Annotated in this window: 15 protein-coding genes; 12 read left to right on the plus strand and 3 right to left on the minus strand. The window is 59.4% G+C overall.

The features are described 5' to 3' along the window. The first annotated feature begins 46 nt into the window (after positions 1 to 46). The 4 genes from CAF73_RS28825 (at position 47) to CAF73_RS28840 (ending at position 4,473) form a co-directional block, all read left to right on the plus strand. Positions 47 to 490, plus strand: a complete 444-nt coding sequence (locus CAF73_RS28825; RefSeq protein ID WP_011333199.1) for a MarR family winged helix-turn-helix transcriptional regulator — start codon at positions 47 to 49, stop codon at positions 488 to 490. Positions 491 to 686: 196 nt separating this feature from the next. Beyond that, positions 687 to 2,036 carry an NCS2 family permease gene (locus CAF73_RS28830; protein ID WP_039769903.1) on the plus strand — a complete coding sequence of 450 codons (1,350 nt, stop codon included), beginning with the start codon at positions 687 to 689 and terminating at the stop codon, positions 2,034 to 2,036. A gap of 87 nt (positions 2,037 to 2,123) precedes the next feature. After that, on the plus strand, positions 2,124 to 2,753 hold the full coding sequence (locus tag CAF73_RS28835) for a LysE family translocator (protein WP_085701131.1): 630 nt from the start codon (positions 2,124 to 2,126) through the stop codon (positions 2,751 to 2,753). 139 nt (positions 2,754 to 2,892) lie between these two features. After that, complete coding sequence (locus tag CAF73_RS28840) at positions 2,893 to 4,473, plus strand: hypothetical protein (protein ID WP_085705313.1); 1,581 nt, start codon at positions 2,893 to 2,895, stop codon at positions 4,471 to 4,473. Positions 4,474 to 4,580: 107 nt separating this feature from the next. Here CAF73_RS28840 and uraH read toward each other — a convergent pair whose 3' ends face one another. After that, positions 4,581 to 4,934 (minus strand): hydroxyisourate hydrolase, encoded by a 354-nt coding sequence (gene uraH / locus CAF73_RS28845; RefSeq protein ID WP_085705315.1) that lies wholly within the window; start codon positions 4,932 to 4,934, stop codon positions 4,581 to 4,583. Positions 4,935 to 5,364: 430 nt separating this feature from the next. Here uraH and puuE point away from each other — a divergent pair, with 430 nt between their 5' ends. The 8 genes from puuE (at position 5,365) to CAF73_RS28885 (ending at position 13,430) form a co-directional block, all read left to right on the plus strand. After that, on the plus strand, positions 5,365 to 6,291 hold the full coding sequence (gene puuE / locus CAF73_RS28850) for an allantoinase PuuE (protein WP_085701129.1): 927 nt from the start codon (positions 5,365 to 5,367) through the stop codon (positions 6,289 to 6,291). After that, positions 6,288 to 6,803: a 2-oxo-4-hydroxy-4-carboxy-5-ureidoimidazoline decarboxylase gene (uraD, locus tag CAF73_RS28855; RefSeq protein ID WP_085705318.1), complete on the plus strand. Its 516-nt coding sequence runs from the start codon at positions 6,288 to 6,290 to the stop codon at positions 6,801 to 6,803. Before puuE ends, uraD begins: the two co-directional genes overlap by 4 nt. 90 nt (positions 6,804 to 6,893) lie before the next feature. After that, on the plus strand, positions 6,894 to 7,889 hold the full coding sequence (gene alc, locus CAF73_RS28860) for an allantoicase (protein ID WP_085701128.1): 996 nt from the start codon (positions 6,894 to 6,896) through the stop codon (positions 7,887 to 7,889). Between the two features lie 117 nt (positions 7,890 to 8,006). Continuing rightward, the gene (locus tag CAF73_RS28865; protein ID WP_027613342.1) at positions 8,007 to 8,510 is read left to right on the plus strand and encodes an ureidoglycolate lyase; all 504 of its coding nucleotides are present in this window, start codon (positions 8,007 to 8,009) and stop codon (positions 8,508 to 8,510) included. Positions 8,511 to 8,561: 51 nt separating this feature from the next. Next, positions 8,562 to 9,875, plus strand: a complete 1,314-nt coding sequence (locus CAF73_RS28870; RefSeq protein ID WP_085705320.1) for a urate hydroxylase PuuD — start codon at positions 8,562 to 8,564, stop codon at positions 9,873 to 9,875. A gap of 168 nt (positions 9,876 to 10,043) precedes the next feature. Further along, positions 10,044 to 11,402, plus strand: coding sequence for a nucleobase:cation symporter-2 family protein (locus CAF73_RS28875; protein ID WP_011333188.1), 1,359 nt, complete (start codon positions 10,044 to 10,046; stop codon positions 11,400 to 11,402). 84 nt (positions 11,403 to 11,486) lie between these two features. After that, positions 11,487 to 12,272: an outer membrane protein OmpK gene (locus CAF73_RS28880; protein ID WP_085705322.1), complete on the plus strand. Its 786-nt coding sequence runs from the start codon at positions 11,487 to 11,489 to the stop codon at positions 12,270 to 12,272. A gap of 372 nt (positions 12,273 to 12,644) precedes the next feature. Next, the gene (locus CAF73_RS28885; RefSeq protein ID WP_085701125.1) at positions 12,645 to 13,430 is read left to right on the plus strand and encodes an outer membrane protein OmpK; all 786 of its coding nucleotides are present in this window, start codon (positions 12,645 to 12,647) and stop codon (positions 13,428 to 13,430) included. Positions 13,431 to 13,560: 130 nt separating this feature from the next. Here the strand turns inward: CAF73_RS28885 and CAF73_RS28890 are convergent, their stop codons facing one another. Both CAF73_RS28890 and CAF73_RS28895 read right to left on the minus strand, forming a co-directional pair. Then, positions 13,561 to 14,733 (minus strand): patatin-like phospholipase family protein, encoded by a 1,173-nt coding sequence (locus tag CAF73_RS28890; RefSeq protein ID WP_085705323.1) that lies wholly within the window; start codon positions 14,731 to 14,733, stop codon positions 13,561 to 13,563. 36 nt (positions 14,734 to 14,769) lie between these two features. Next, positions 14,770 to 15,702, minus strand: coding sequence for a lipid A biosynthesis lauroyl acyltransferase (locus tag CAF73_RS28895; protein WP_085705325.1), 933 nt, complete (start codon positions 15,700 to 15,702; stop codon positions 14,770 to 14,772). Positions 15,703 to 15,742: the final 40 nt, after the last annotated feature.

Here is a 15,742-nt window from a genome sequence, read left to right on the forward strand (position 1 = left end):
CAAACTTGTTGACTGAAATTACGACACCCTCACTGGAAGCGTCAATATGCTTGACCTTAAAAACTGCGCCAGCCAACAACAGGCCATGGAAGCCTTTTTCTTTGGTTACCAGGCATTCACCGCCAAGGCCGATGAAATGCTTGAGCGTCGCGGCTTGTCCCGAGTGCACCAACGCATTGTGTTTTTCATCGCCCGCTACCCGAACCTGAGCGTCAAGGAATTGCTCGCGCTGCTCGGCGTCAGCAAGCAGGCGCTGAACATGCCGTTGCGTCAGTTACAGGAAATGCATCTGGTGGACAGCGTGGCGTCCGAGACTGACAAGCGCAAGCGCCTGCTGGAGCTGACGGTTGAAGGCGCGAAATTCGAACAGGCGCTGCGCCGCGAGCAGGTGAAATTGCTCGAGCGGGTCTTTGCCGAAGCCGGCGAAACGGCGGTCAACGGTTGGCTGGCGGTGAATCTGGCGCTGGGAACCAATCGCCCGAACGAGTGATATAGCTCGATCGCCGATCTTTTCGTCCACAAAATCAAAAACAATATTTGCTTTATTTGTACACAAAAGCATAATCCACAGCGTGCGAGTTCCTGACCGCATGGTCAACAAATTCGCGTATGCCTCAAAGGGCCGCTGCCACCCCTCATGGGTCCGGTCCTGGAAATAACAATAAAACTCTTGAGGAGTACTCGCTGTGGAAAGCCGCAAATCCGAAGCATCGACGCTGGAACTCTCGCCGCCGTTACGCACTGGCCTGCTTGAGCGCATCTTCAAACTCAGCTTGCATGGCACCACGGTGAAGACCGAGCTGATTGCCGGTCTGACAACCTTCATCACCATGGCCTACATCATTTTCGTCAACCCGAACATCATGGCCGATGCCGGGATCGATCACGGTGCAGCCTTCGTCGCCACCTGTATCGCCGCTGCGCTGGGCTGCCTGCTGATGGGCCTCTACGCCAACTGGCCGGTAGGCCTGGCGCCGGGCATGGGCCTCAACGCGTTTTTCACCTATACCGTGGTCGGCACCATGGGCTACAACTGGGAAACCGCCCTCGGTGCGGTGTTCGTCTCGGGCGTGCTGTTCATGATCCTGACCTTTTCGCGGATTCGCGAATGGCTGCTCAACAGCATTCCGGTCAGCCTGCGCTATGCAATGGGCGCCGGCGTGGGTCTGTTCCTCGGGCTGATCGGCCTGAAAACCGCCGGCATTGTGGTCGATAGCCCGGCCACCCTGATCAAACTCGGCTCACTGCGTGAACCCGGCCCGCTGCTTGCCGCCATCTGCTTCCTGATGATCGCGATCCTCAGCTACCACAAAGTGTTTGGCGCGATCCTCATCAGCATCATCACCGTCACCCTCGCCGGCTGGGGGATTGGTCTGGTGCACTACGAGGGCATCATGTCCGCCCCGCCAAGCCTGGCGCCGACCTTCATGGCCATGAACGTCGCCGGCGTATTCAACGTCAGCATGATCAGCGTGGTACTGGCGTTCCTCTTCGTACACATGTTCGACACCGCCGGCACCCTGATGGGCGTCGCCCAGCGCGCCAACCTGGTGAACGCTGACGGCCGCATCGAAAACCTTTCCCGCGCGATGAAAGCCGACTCCGCCTCCAGCGTATTCGGTGCAGTCGTCGGCGTTCCGCCGGTCACCAGCTACGTGGAAAGTGCTGCCGGTGTAGCGGCTGGTGGTCGGACTGGTCTTACCGCAGTCACCGTGGGTGTGCTATTTATAGCCGCGATGTTCTTTGCACCGCTGGCCGGCATGATTCCCGCCTATGCCACCGCCGGCGCGTTGATTTACGTAGCGATGCTGATGATGGGCGGCATGGCGCACATCGAATGGGACGAAGCGACCGACAGCATTCCGGCGATCGTCACCGCGATCATGATGCCGCTGACCTTCTCGGTTGCCGACGGTATCGCGCTGGGCTTCATTACCTATGTCGCGCTGAAGGCCGGCACCGGTAAATACAAAGAGATCTCCGTCAGCCTGTGGGTGCTCTGCGCGATCTTCATCGCCAAGTTCATCTTCCTGTAAGCGCTACGCGGTTCACGCTTCAAAACAGCCTCACCCCAACGGGTGGGGCTTTTGCACATTCTTGATAACGATAAAAAGGAGCAAGTGATGAGTCTGGAAACCTGGCTGCTGTTCAGCGGCGCTGCGCTGGTGGTGATCCTGATTCCGGGGCCGCTGTCGTTGCTGATGATCAGCAACAGTCTGAATTACGGTTTGCGCCGTTCCTATCCGGCCTTTCTGGGAGGTGTGAGTGCGTCGATCTGCCTGCTCAGCGCTTCGGCACTGGGGTTGGGCGCCCTGCTGCTGGCCTCGGAAAAACTCTTCAGCGCATTGAAGATCGTCGGTGCGCTGTACCTGTTCTACCTCGCCTGGCAGAGCTGGCAGCAATCGCGTCAGCCATCGGTTGGCGCAGAAGTACCGCAGGCGGCGCCTGTTCCACGCTTTCGCGCGCTCTTTGGACGTGCATTCATGCTGGGCGCCAGCAACCCGAAAGACATCCTGTTCTTCGCCGCTTTCCTGCCGCAGTTCCTCAATGCCGAGCAGCCGTTTCTGCCGCAACTGCTGGTGATGATTGCGACCTGGACAGTGCTTGATCTGCTGTGCAAGTTGACCTACGGCCTCGGCGCTCACGGTGCAGCACGCTACCTGCGCAGCGGCAAGGGCCAGAGCTGGTTCAACCGCATCAGTGCCGGTTTGTTCGGCGGCGCAGGGGCAGCTTCATTGTTGAGCAGTCACTGAGGCCACAGAGGGCGGGCAACACCCGACCACATTTCGCCTCACACATAGATATATGTACCGCACTTCGCGACGTTGATTCACCGAACATCCGGCCCTTCTGGCCAGATCAACGTGAATCAACCTTGCGAGCGAAATACCCATGAGCCCCAAACGCCCGATAAAACCCGGTGCCTCGACCACCTCCCCCGAAACGCCTTTCACCCGTCCCGATGTCGGGCTACCGCCGCTGCACAGGCTGCCGCTGAACGTCGCCCTCGACGATGCAGGCAGAGTCTCTGTCGACCCGCCAGTTCAATCATCCTCCTCCCAACCATTGGCTTTAGAGATCGTCGATCTTCCGGGCGACACCCATATCACCCCTGTCATCACCCATGCACCGATCGAGCACTTTTTCCTTCCGCCCAATCACTTGTCCCGACTACCGGCGCCAAATGCACTTTCCGGCATTCGAGAACTCGGGACGCAAAGGCACTTCGTCGACCTCCAGGAAGGGGGGACGATATTGCTGGGCATCGATTCGGAAAACCATTTTCGGGCCCGATTGAACAGCGACCACAGACCCACCGGGCCACGCGTCGAACAGGTTGAGGGCTCGCTCTTGTGGCGCGTCAAACCCACTGACAACAGCGCTGGCAGCAGCGATTCCACATTAACGCTCAAACGCCTGCGCAACCCGGATGAAGATCCTGAAGAGATTGTCGCGCCCAAACGCTCTGCCACTACGACGGATGATGAGTGGTCCGATCCCTGGAAAAACTGGGGTGTTTCACTCGAGCACGCTCCCTTCGGCAGCATTGAAGTCGATGGCATCCGGTTTCCACTGATGCCTCGAGGCAGCGACCCGGATCACCCGATCGCCTACATCAAGAATCCGAACCACTGGGTATACGATTTCGATTACATGGAACGCATCCTTGGCACAGACCTGATGCAGCAACCCAGAGGCGCGATCCGCGTTCCGCCCGCCAATCAGTGGGAGATAGATCCGAATCTCCCCTTCCAACATCCACTGAAGCAATACATCGCCACTTTTTTTCCTCAACTGTCCGAAACCTCAGTGAACAAGGTGGCCAGGCATCAATTCGGTCTGGCCAATGAAGGGGACATGGCAACCAGCGTCGGCCTGACCCGGCTCAGGCAGACATTCAATGACTGGAAAAGTGGCAACAGCACTCCCCGCCCGGAGCTGGCCGATCCGTTACTGATGCTCCCGATACTGCCAACCACCAGCGAGGGGGGATTCAACCGGATTCTGGAACTACCCTCCGCGTCCCCGGAAGGTCCTCTCCGGCGACTGGACTTCGATCTGACGAAGAAGGAATGGGACTATTTCAAAACAACGCAGTCAGGCACAGAACTCAAGCGCGTCATGGCCGGTGTCCTGAACCGGCAGGGTTATGACGTTTTTACCCCGACCCAGGCAGATGCTTATCCGGCGCTGGTGTTTCGTCGCAAGAATCATCCTTTTGTTTTTTTCATCAGCCTGTACCGCATCAGAGGAAAGAAAATTTACCAACACTTGAGGTTCGCTCCCGAGGCAGCCGATATGCGCCTGACCACTCAGGTTGGCTATTCGGCCCATCAGGAAATGCTTCAGGCGCATGCCGAAAAAAGGCTGGTCTGGCTCAAGGGAGGATCGCAGATCCTGGCTTCGCAGACCGATTCCGTTTTCATCGTCAGGGATGATGATTCGAAGTTTGGAGCGCTTCCCGACCGTTAATCCGGGACGTCTTTCGGGGCACGAAAAAAAGCCCGCAGTGTGAGCGGGCGAAAGACCAAAGAAGCTATATGCGCAGTCGCTTCCCGGCAGGGGCAGCCGCTTGGGGGTCAGCTGCCCCGATAGGTGGAATAGCTGTAAGGCGAGATCAGCAACGGTACGTGGTAGTGATCCTGTTCGGCAGAGATGCCGAACCGCAGTACGACCACGTCCAGGAATGCCGGCTCCGGTAACTGGACGCCACGGGCGCGGTAATAATCGCCGGCGTGGAACTGAACCTGATAGACACCGGTACGGTAGTCATCGCCTTGCAGCAGCGGCGCATCAACCCGGCCATCGCTGTTGGTAAGCGCACTGGCGACCAATTCCAGGTGCGAACCTTCAACGCAGTACAGCTCGACCTTGATCGAGCTGCCCGGGCAACCGTGTGCAGCGTCCAAAACGTGTGTTGTCAAACGTCCCATTGATTCTGCGCGCCTGCCTGCGTGGAGCAGTCAGACTTCGCGCCTCCCGAAGTCAGTTGAAAAGGAGACCGCACCGTTTCGGAGCACGAAAAGCTGCGGCGAGCGATTGATTAAGACACTTTTCAAAAAAATTGTACACAATAAAAACAACATTTTTCCTGCTACCCCCGCCATCCTTCGATTTTCCGGTGATTTGCCGTGCAACCTTGCATTCATTGAACCCCCAATCCATTAGCTGACTGGTCAGGCAGGTTTCTTGCAGGTTCACGCCATTAACAGCAAAAGATGACAGCCGGCGAAAAATGCGAAAAATCAGGCTTACAAATTGAGAATAAAGTTGTATACAATCAGCCCATCGCTGTGACGCCAGCCTGCCATCCAAATTTCAGGGCGCCACACAATCTGTCAACGAATAAGAAGGAAGACTGCAGTGAGCGCTGACTACCCACGCGACCTGATCGGTTACGGCAGTAACCCTCCTCACCCACACTGGCCGGGCAACGCCCGGATCGCCCTGTCGTTCGTACTCAATTACGAAGAAGGCGGCGAGCGCAACATTCTGCACGGCGACAAAGAATCGGAAGCCTTCCTCTCGGAAATGGTCGCGGCCCAGCCTCTGCAAGGCGTGCGCAACATGAGCATGGAGTCGCTTTACGAGTATGGCAGCCGTGCCGGCGTCTGGCGGATTCTGAAACTGTTCAAGGAATTCGACATTCCGTTGACCATCTTTGCCGTGGCCATGGCCGCCCAGCGTCACCCGGACGTGATCCGCGCGATGGTCGATGCCGGTCACGAGATCTGCAGCCACGGTTATCGCTGGATCGACTACCAGTACATGGACGAGGCGCAGGAACGCGAGCACATGCTCGAAGCGATCCGCATCCTCACCGAACTCACCGGCGAGCGCCCGCTGGGCTGGTACACCGGCCGCACCGGCCCGAACACTCGTCGCCTGGTGATGGAAGAAGGCGGTTTCCTCTACGACTGCGACACCTACGACGACGACCTGCCCTACTGGGAACCGAACAACCCGACCGGCAAGCCGCACCTGGTGATCCCGTACACCCTGGACACCAACGACATGCGCTTTACCCAGGTCCAGGGTTTCAACAAGGGCGACGATTTCTTCGAATACCTCAAGGATGCGTTCGACGTGCTTTATGCCGAAGGCGCCGAAGCGCCGAAGATGCTGTCGATCGGTCTGCACTGCCGTCTGGTGGGCCGTCCGGCGCGTCTGGCTTCGCTCAAGCGCTTTATCGAATACGCTAAAAGTCATGAGCAGGTGTGGTTCAGCCGCCGCGTCGACATCGCGCGTCACTGGCACGAAACCCACCCGTACCAAGGGGCTGCCAAATGAGCACCTTTCAAACCCTGCAACCGTCGACCCTGAGCCGCGACGCCTTCGTCAAAGCCTTCGCCGACATCTACGAACATTCGTCATGGGTGGCCGAGAAGGCCTTCGACCTGGGCCAGGACGCGTCGATCGACCAGATCGAAACCCTGCACCAGCGCATGAGCGACATCCTGTTGAGCGCCGATCACGCCAGTCAACTGGCACTGATCAACGCTCACCCGGACCTGGCCGGCAAAGCTGCCGTCCAGGGCGAGTTGACCGAAGCCAGCACCAATGAACAGGCTGGCGCCGGTATTCACCAATGCACGGCCGAAGAGTTCCAGCGCTTCACCGAGCTGAACGACGCTTATAAAGCCAAGTTCAAGTTTCCCTTCATCATGGCGGTAAAAGGCAGCAACCGGCATCAGATCCTCGCGGCGTTCGAAACGCGCATTCATAACCCGGTCGACACCGAGTTCAAATGCGCGCTGGCGGAGATCAACAAGATCGCCCTGTTCCGATTACTGACTCTCTAGCAAGCCTGGCCCGAGAAACCTCTAGAACGCTTGTGTTTCCCAGGGCCTTGCAAGCATCCCCAGCCACTTATTTAAAGGCAGACAAGAAGAATGAAAGCTTACGCCGTACCTTTCGAGAAGTTCGTCAACCTGGCCGATGCCCGTCTGGGCACCAAAATCATCTCGGTCACCGATGACTGGTTCGCAGACGCCAATCGTCTGTTTCAGCCGACCCCGGCCGTGTGGAAGGAGGGCGTGTTCGATGACAACGGCAAGTGGATGGACGGCTGGGAGTCCCGCCGCAAGCGCTTCGAAGGCTATGACAGCGCGGTGATCCGCCTGGGCGTGCCGGGTTCGATCAAAGGCGTGGACATCGACACTTCATTCTTCACCGGCAACTTCCCGCCATCGGCCTCGCTGGAAGCGTGCTTCCTGGCGTCGGGCGAGCCGGACGAAAACACCCAGTGGACAGAAGTGCTGTCGGCCGTCGAACTGCAAGGCAACAGCCACCACTACCACGAAATCAGCAACGACAAGGCGTTCAGCCACCTGCGCTTCAACATCTACCCGGATGGCGGCGTGGCCCGTCTGCGCGTGTACGGCATTCCGTTCCGCGACTGGTCGGCAGTTGGCGACAACGAGCAAGTCGACCTGGCAGCAGCCCTCAACGGTGGCCGCGCCCTCGCCTGCTCCGACGAACACTTCGGCCGCATGAGCAACATCCTCAACCCGGGCCGTGGCATCAACATGGGCGATGGCTGGGAAACCGCCCGTCGTCGCACGCCAGGCAATGACTGGGTGATCGTCGCGCTGGGCCACCCGGGCGAGATCGAAAAGATCATCGTCGACACCCTGCACTTCAAGGGCAACTACCCGGACAGCTGCTCGATCCAGGGCGCGTTCGTCAAGGGCGGCACCGACAGCCAGATCGAAACCCAGTCGTTGTTCTGGCGCGAACTGCTGCCAAGCCAGAAGCTGGAAATGCACGCCGAACACACCTTCGTCGAGCAGATCAAGGCACTGGGCCCGATCACCCACATCCGTCTGAACGTGTTCCCGGATGGTGGCGTGAGCCGCCTGCGCGTTCTCGGCAAGGTAGCGAAGTAAGCGGCGCGACCATTCGCGAGCAAGCTCGCTCCCACATTGATCGCAACTCCTGTGGGAGCGAGCTTGCTCGCGAAAGCGTCAGATCAAACAACACAGAATTCGGATAAGAAGAACAGCATGCGCACACTGACGATTGAACCGCTGACCAAAGAAGCCTTCGCCCCTTTCGGTGACGTGATCGAAACCGACGGCAGCGATCACTTCATGATCAATAACGGTTCGACCATGCGCTTCCACAAACTGGCGACGGTCGAAACCGCGACGCCAGAGGACAACGCGATCATCAGCATCTTCCGCGCCGACGCGCAGGACATGCCGCTGACCGTCAGCATGCTGGAACGCCATCCGCTGGGCAGCCAGGCTTTCATTCCGCTGCTCGGCAACCCCTTTCTGATCGTGGTCGCGCCACTTGGCGATGTACCTGTATCAGGCTTGGTCCGCGCCTTCGTCACCAACGGCAGGCAGGGCATCAATTACCATCGCGGCGTCTGGCACCACCCGGTGCTGACGATCGAAAAGCGGGATGACTTCCTGGTGGTTGATCGCAGTGGCACAGGCAATAACTGCGATGAGCATTTTTTCAAAGAGGATGAGCGTTTGATCCTCGCCCCCCACCAATAAGAGAAGGTCTGATCACTCGACAACAAGAGTGACAGGCGAGAGGTAAAGACTGTGGAAGCACATCTGTTGGAATGGCTGAACCTGAGCGTGCGCTGGGTTCACATGATCACTGGCGTGGCCTGGATCGGCGCGTCGTTCTACTTCGTCTGGCTGGAGAACAACCTCAACCGCGTCAACCCGAAAACCGGTCTTGCCGGTGATCTGTGGGCGATCCACGGCGGCGGTATCTATCACCTGGAAAAATACAAACTGGCCCCTCCGTCGATGCCGGAGAACCTGCACTGGTTCAAATGGGAAGCCTATTTCACCTGGATGTCGGGGATCGCGCTGCTTTGCGTGGTGTTCTACTCCAACCCCGTGCTCTATCTCGTGGCACCCGGCAGCGGCCTGACCGGCCCTGAAGGCGTGGCCATCGGCATCGGTTCGCTGATCGCCGGCTGGTTCATCTACGACTTCCTTTGCGATTCACCCCTCGGCAAGAAACCCGCCCTGCTCGGCTTCATCCTGTTCGTGCTGATCATCGGCGCGGCGTATGGCTTCAGCAAGGTGTTCAGCGGTCGTGGTGCGTACCTGCACGTCGGCGCGATCATCGGCACCATCATGGTCGGCAACGTGTTCCGCATCATCATGCCAGCGCAGCGCGCACTGGTTGCCGCGATTGCCGAGAACCGCACGCCGGATCCGGCCCTGCCGGCCAAAGGCCTGCTGCGTTCGCGTCATAACAACTACTTCACCCTGCCGGTGCTGTTCATCATGATCAGCAACCACTTCCCGAGCACTTACGGCAGCCAGTACAACTGGCTGATCCTGGCCGGGATCGCAGTGTTGGCGGTGTTGGTGCGTCACTACTTCAACACCCGTCACGACAGCCACAAATTTGCCTGGACCCTGCCAGTGGCAGCAGTGGGCATGATCAGTCTGGCGTACGTCACCGGCCCTGCGCCGATGTCGACCGCGCCGGACGTGGCCAAGGTGCCTGCGAAAATCGAGTACCAGCCGCTGCCGGAAACGGCTTTGGGTGGTGGCGCGAAACCGGCTGAAGCGGCGCAGCCAGCAGCCCCTGCTGCACCGGCCGCCGCTCCCGCTCAGGCCTCCAACGCCGGCCCTGCGTTCGACAAGGTGCACAACGTGATCCAGGAACGCTGCGCGGTCTGCCACTCGGCCAAACCGACCAGCCCGCTGTTCAGCGCTGCACCGGCCGGTGTGATGTTCGACACCCCCGAGCAGATCCGCCAGAACGCGGCGCGGATCCAGGCGCAAGCCATCACCACGCAGATCATGCCACTGGGCAACATCACACAGATGACCCAGCAGGAACGTGACCTGATCGGTGCATGGATCGCCCAGGGAGCCCAGACCAACTAAGCCGTAAAAACATCGCTGGCAAGCCGGCTCCCACAGGGTTTTGCACTGCCTGTGTGGGAGCTGGCTTGCCAGCGATCAGCCGCAACGCGGTTTACCTGATGCAAAGAAACAGCTGTGAGCAACCCGGCAGCTGTTCATCACAAGAATAAAAAAGATCCGAGGTGTTGCATGTCCGAGCTGTCCAAAGCGCGCATCCCCGACGCACCCGCCATTCAGCGTTTGCCCCTTTTGCAACTGATCCTGGTCGGTTTGCAACATGTACTGCTGATGTACGGCGGCGCCATCGCGGTACCGCTGATCATCGGACAGGCCGCTGGCCTGAGTCGTGAAGAGATTGCCTTCCTGATCAACGCCGACCTGCTGGTCGCCGGCATCGCCACCATCGTGCAATCCTTGGGGATCGGCCCGATGGGCATTCGCATGCCGGTGATGATGGGCGCCAGTTTTGCCGCCGTCGGCAGCATGGTCGCCATGGCCGGCATGCCCGGCATCGGTCTGCAGGGAATCTTCGGCGCAACCATAGCCGCCGGGTTCTTCGGCATGATCATCGCGCCGTTCATGTCCAAGGTCGTACGCTTCTTCCCTCCCCTGGTGACCGGCACGGTCATCACCTCGATCGGTTTGTCGCTGTTTCCCGTGGCCGTGAACTGGGCCGGTGGCGGCGCTGGCGCCGCTCAATTCGGTTCACCGATTTACCTGGCCATCGCCGCACTGGTGCTGGCCACCATTCTGTTGATCCACCGCTTCATGCGTGGTTTCTGGGTCAACATTTCCGTGCTGATCGGTATGTGCCTGGGCTACGTGCTCTGCGGCGCCATCGGCATGGTCGACCTGAGCGGCATGGCCAACGCGCCATGGGTTCAGTTCGTCACCCCGCTGCATTTCGGCATGCCGAAGTTCGAACTGGCGCCGATCCTGTCGATGTGCCTGGTGGTGGTGATCATCTTCGTCGAGTCCACCGGGATGTTCCTTGCGCTGGGCAAGATCACCGGCCAGGAAGTCTGCCCGCGCATGCTGCGTCGCGGACTGCTGTGTGATGCCGGCGCATCGTTCTTCGCCGGATTCTTCAACACTTTCACCCACTCCTCCTTCGCGCAGAACATCGGACTGGTGCAGATGACCGGCGTGCGCTGCCGCTCGGTGACCATCGTTGCCGGCGGCTTGCTGATCGTCCTGAGCCTGCTGCCGAAAGCGGCGTTCCTGGTGGCGTCGATTCCACCGGCGGTGCTGGGCGGGGCGGCGATCGCGATGTTCGGCATGGTGGCGGCGACCGGCATCAAGATTTTGCAGGAAGCCGACATTGGCGACCGGCGCAATCAATTGCTGGTGGCGGTGAGCATCGGCATGGGCCTGATTCCCGTGGTCCGTCCGGAATTCTTCGCCCACCTGCCGTTGTGGATGAGCCCGATCACCCACAGCGGGATCGCCATGGCCACCCTGAGCGCGCTGACGCTGAACCTGTTGTTCAACATTCTCGGTGGCGCCGAACGCGCCGCGATCAACGACTGCCACGCACACCCGCACTGATCCGAAGAGTAAAAAAGGGGCTCGCCAACGCCAGCCCCTCGCGACAGCTTTGCCTCAAACAATAAAAACAAGAGGGAGCAACAGATGATCCGGACTCAAACCAACGTGTTGTTGAGCGGCGGCCTGCTTGCCGCATCCCAGGCCATGGCCGGCGATTTATTGCTGTGGCAGACCAACAGCCTGAGCTACCTGTACGGCAAGAACTTCGCGATCAACCCGTCGATCCAGCAGACGGTGACGTTCGAGCATGCCGACAAGTGGAAGTACGGTGACAACTTCCTGTTCGTCGACAAGATCTTCTACAACGGTAAGGAAGACCGCAACAAAGGACCCCACGCGTTCTACGGCGAATTCAGCCCGCGCCTGTCGTTCGGCAAGATCTTCGACAGGAAGCTGGAGTTCGGTCCGATCAGGGACGTGCTGCTGGCCATGACCTACGAGTACGGCGAAGGCGACAGCGAGGCCTATCTGATCGGTCCCGGCTTCGACCTCAAGGTGCCGGGTTTCAACTATTTCACCCTGAATTTCTATCGCCGCCAGACCGAAGGCCCGCGCCCCGGCGATGGCGTCTGGCAGATCACTCCCGGCTGGTCCTACAGCATTCCCGTGGGCAATTCCGACCTGCTCATCGACGGCTATCTGGACTGGGTGGTCGACAACGACCAGAACTCGCGCGGCACCTATCACGCCAACCTGCACATCAACCCGCAGATCAAATACGACTTGGGCAAAGCCCTTGGCTGGGGCGAAAAGCAGGTGTACTTCGGCACCGAATACAGCTACTGGAAAAATAAATACGGCATCGAAAACACCCACAGTTTCGACACCAATCAGAACACCGCCAGCCTGCTGGTGAAGGTGCACTTCTAAGATGACCCGCAACCGTGCGCCTTACCTGTCGTCGGTGCTCTGTTGCGGGGCACTTGAGGCCTGGCCGTTGAGTCAGTATTCTCCGCGGCCTCCTGAATTCGGTCTAAAAAAAAGCCCAAATTTAATTCCTGACCGAAAAGCCAACTTATCCCGGCCGCGGTCAGTACCGAGGCATCCCGAAAACACGCTCAATCGACTGTTTTTCAGCAGCCGACGGGCGTTTTTTTGTTTTTCGAAAAGCCTTGGCTCAGCTCTTGCTAACAGCATGAAAGCTGACCGGATGGATGATTTTTGCTGCAACGAAAAAAGGCGCCACACCAGAGCGCCGACTCAAAAAAATAAACGTGGAACACCTACTTTGGGAGCAACCGAATGAAACGTATGTGCACCAGCCTGATGCTCGCGGGATCGCTGCTGGCAGGGGGTCAGGCCATGGCCGACGGTCTGCTGCAATGGCAGAACAACAGCCTGACCTACCTTTACGGCAAGGACTTCAAGGTCAACCCGGCCATCCAGCAGACCGTCACCTTCGAGCACGCCGATGCCTGGAAGTACGGGGACAACTTTTTGTTCGTCGACAAGATTTTCTACAACGGCAAGCCTGACGGTGGTGTCGGCAACAACACTTACTACGGCGAATTCAGTCCACGCCTGTCGTTAGGCAAGATCCTCGATCAGAAGATCGAATTCGGCCCGGTCAAAGACGTGCTGCTGGCGATGACCTACGAGTTCGGCGAAGGCGACGTCGAGTCCTACCTGATCGGTCCAGGCTTCGACCTGGCGATTCCCGGCTTCGACTACTTCCAGTTGAACTTCTATCAGCGTCACACCGAAGGCTCGCGTCCGGGCGACAATGTCTGGCAAATCACACCGGTCTGGTCTTACACCATTCCGGTCGGTGACTCGAACATCCTGATCGATGGTTTCATGGACTGGGTGGTCGACAACGACGTTAACAGCAAGGGCGAATACCACGCCAACCTGCACTTCAACCCACAGGTCAAATACGACCTGGGCAAGGCGCTGAATTTCGGCGAGAAGCAGCTGTACGTCGGTGTTGAATACGACTACTGGAAAGACAAGTACGGGATCGATGATACCCGTGCCTTCACCACCAATCAGAACGTGACCAGCTTCCTGGTGAAGTTCCACTTCTGATCCGGCGGCGTCCTTATGGACGCCATCGCGAGCAAGCTCGCTCCCACAGGGTCACGCGCCGTTCACAGCGGTTGTGTACACCGCAGAACCCTGTGGGAGCTGGCTTGCCAGCGATTGCTGCGCCCAAATCTCAAGCGGGAACAAGCGCCTCGCCGATCCCGAGAAACCGGCACAGCTCATCGCGCTTGGCCAAGGCATCGCGCCGCCCAAGGTCGATCAATTCGCTGCAATACCCCGCCTCGAACAGCAAGTAACTCAACACCCCTGCCCCGCTCGTCTTGGTCGCCCCCGGCCCACGCAAGAACAACCGCAACGCCGCCGGCAGTTCCTGGCGATGCCGCGCCGCGATTTCATCGATCGGCTGACTTGGTGAAATCACCAGCACTTCCACCGGCGCCACACCCAGCGCGCGAGTCGGCGTGCCTTCGGGCATCAGCCGGCTGAACTGGTTGAGACGCTGAAGCAGTTCGATATCGCTTTCCAGGCTATCAATAAAGGTGCTGTTGAGCATGTGCCCGCCGATCTGCGCCAGTGTCGGCTGTTGACCGGTGTACGTGCGCTCCAGTGGTTGCGCCGGGTCAAATCCACGCGGGTTGCCGCTGACACCCACCACCAGCACCCGGCTCGCCCCCAGATGCAGCGCCGGACTGATCGGCGCTGACTGCCGCACCGCGCCATCGCCAAAATACTCCTCGCCGATTTTCACCGGCGCGAACAACAGGGGGATCGCCGAACTGGCCAGCAAGTGCTCAACCGACAACTGCGTCGGCACGCCGATGCGACGGTGACGCAGCCAGGAATCGATGGTGCCGCCGCCCTGGTAGAAGGTCACCGCTTGCCCGGACTCGTAGCCGAATGCCGTCACTGCAACCGCGTGCAATTGCTTGCGCGCGATGGATTCGGCGATGCCGGGCATGTGCAGTTTTTCATTGAGAAGATGACGCAGCGGCGAACTGTCGAGCAGCGCCACCGGCACTTGCCGGCCCATGCCCAACAGACTGTGGCTGACAAAACGACTGGCCTGGCGGATCACCCCCGGCCAGTCGCTGCGCAGCACGCGATGGCTGCGAAAGCCTTGCCAGAACAGCGTCAGACGTTCGATGGCGGCGCGAAAATCCGTGGCACCGCTGGCCAGGCTGACCGCGTTGATGGCACCAGCAGAAGTGCCGACGATCACCGGAAACGGATTGTCCGCCCCCAATGGCAGCAATTCGGCGATCGCCGCCAGCACTCCCACTTGATACGCCGCCCGAGCCCCACCGCCGGAAAGAATCAAACCTGTGACCGGTTCAGCTGGGCTCATCGCAACGCTCCGTGGTGCTTGTGGGGATGGGTCAAATCAACCGCGTTTGGCGTACAGCTTCGGCTCGCCCGGTGGCCGGCTCTTGAAGCGTCGGTGCGCCCACAGGTATTGCTCGGGGCATTCACGCAACACGCTTTCGACCCACTGATTGATGCGGATGCAATCTTCCTCTTCGGTCTCGCCCGGGAAACCTTCCAGCGGCGGATGAATCACCAGACGATAACCGCTGCCGTCGGCCAGACGCTCCTGGGTAAACGGCACCACCAGCGCCTTGCCCAACCGGGCGAACTTGCTGGTGGCGGTGACCGTTGCAGCCTGAATGCCGAACAGCGGCACGAAGATACTTTGCTTGGCGCCGTAGTCCTGATCCGGTGCATACCAGATCGCCCGGCCGGAACGCAGCAGCTTGAGCATGCCACGCACGTCGTCACGCTCCACCGCCAGCGAATCGAGGTTGTGCCGCTCGCGGCCCTGACGCTGGACGAAGTCGAACAGCGGATTCTTGTGTTCGCGGTACATCCCGTCGATGGTGTGCTGCTGGCCGAGCAGCGCCGCGCCGATTTCCAGGGTGGTGAAATGCACCGCCATCAGAATCACGCCCTTGCCTTCGCGCCGGGCCTTTTGCAAATGCTCCAGACCTTCGACGTGAGCCAGTTTGGCCAGACGCTGACGCGACCACCACCAGCTCATCGCCATTTCAAAGAAGGCGATGCCGGTGGAGGCAAAGTTTTCCTTGAGCAGGCGCTTGCGTTCGGCGGCGGACTTTTCCGGGAAACACAGTTCCAGATTGCGCTTGGCGATGCGCCGCCGGTCGCCGGCGAAGCGATACATCAGGGCACCGAGAAAACGACCGATGGCCAGCAACGCCGGATAGGGCAGCTGCACGATCAGCCACAACAGCCCGAGGCCGCACCAGAGCGGCCAGAAGCGCGGGGCAAGAAATGCTTTTCGAAAACGCGGGCGATCCATTAAAGCTTCCGTAAATACAGTGGCCGCGCATTCTACATCG

The sequence above is a fragment of the Pseudomonas sp. B15(2017) genome, from assembly GCF_002113215.1.
Lineage (GTDB): Bacteria > Pseudomonadota > Gammaproteobacteria > Pseudomonadales > Pseudomonadaceae > Aquipseudomonas.

Bases quoted from the DNA above. Each gene is read 5' to 3' on its own strand.
- CAF73_RS28825 (WP_011333199.1), top strand. From the start codon at position 47: ATGCTTGACCTTAAAAACTGCGCCAGCCAACAACAGGCCATGGAAGCC.
- CAF73_RS28835 (WP_085701131.1), top strand. From the start codon at position 2,124: ATGAGTCTGGAAACCTGGCTGCTGTTCAGCGGCGCTGCGCTGGTGGTG.
- CAF73_RS28840 (WP_085705313.1), top strand. From the start codon at position 2,893: ATGAGCCCCAAACGCCCGATAAAACCCGGTGCCTCGACCACCTCCCCC.
- uraH (WP_085705315.1), bottom strand. From the start codon at position 4,934: ATGGGACGTTTGACAACACACGTTTTGGACGCTGCACACGGTTGCCCG.
- uraD (WP_085705318.1), top strand. From the start codon at position 6,288: ATGAGCACCTTTCAAACCCTGCAACCGTCGACCCTGAGCCGCGACGCC.
- alc (WP_085701128.1), top strand. From the start codon at position 6,894: ATGAAAGCTTACGCCGTACCTTTCGAGAAGTTCGTCAACCTGGCCGAT.
- CAF73_RS28865 (WP_027613342.1), top strand. From the start codon at position 8,007: ATGCGCACACTGACGATTGAACCGCTGACCAAAGAAGCCTTCGCCCCT.
- CAF73_RS28875 (WP_011333188.1), top strand. From the start codon at position 10,044: ATGTCCGAGCTGTCCAAAGCGCGCATCCCCGACGCACCCGCCATTCAG.
- CAF73_RS28880 (WP_085705322.1), top strand. From the start codon at position 11,487: ATGATCCGGACTCAAACCAACGTGTTGTTGAGCGGCGGCCTGCTTGCC.
- CAF73_RS28885 (WP_085701125.1), top strand. From the start codon at position 12,645: ATGAAACGTATGTGCACCAGCCTGATGCTCGCGGGATCGCTGCTGGCA.
- CAF73_RS28890 (WP_085705323.1), bottom strand. From the start codon at position 14,733: ATGAGCCCAGCTGAACCGGTCACAGGTTTGATTCTTTCCGGCGGTGGG.
- CAF73_RS28895 (WP_085705325.1), bottom strand. From the start codon at position 15,702: ATGGATCGCCCGCGTTTTCGAAAAGCATTTCTTGCCCCGCGCTTCTGG.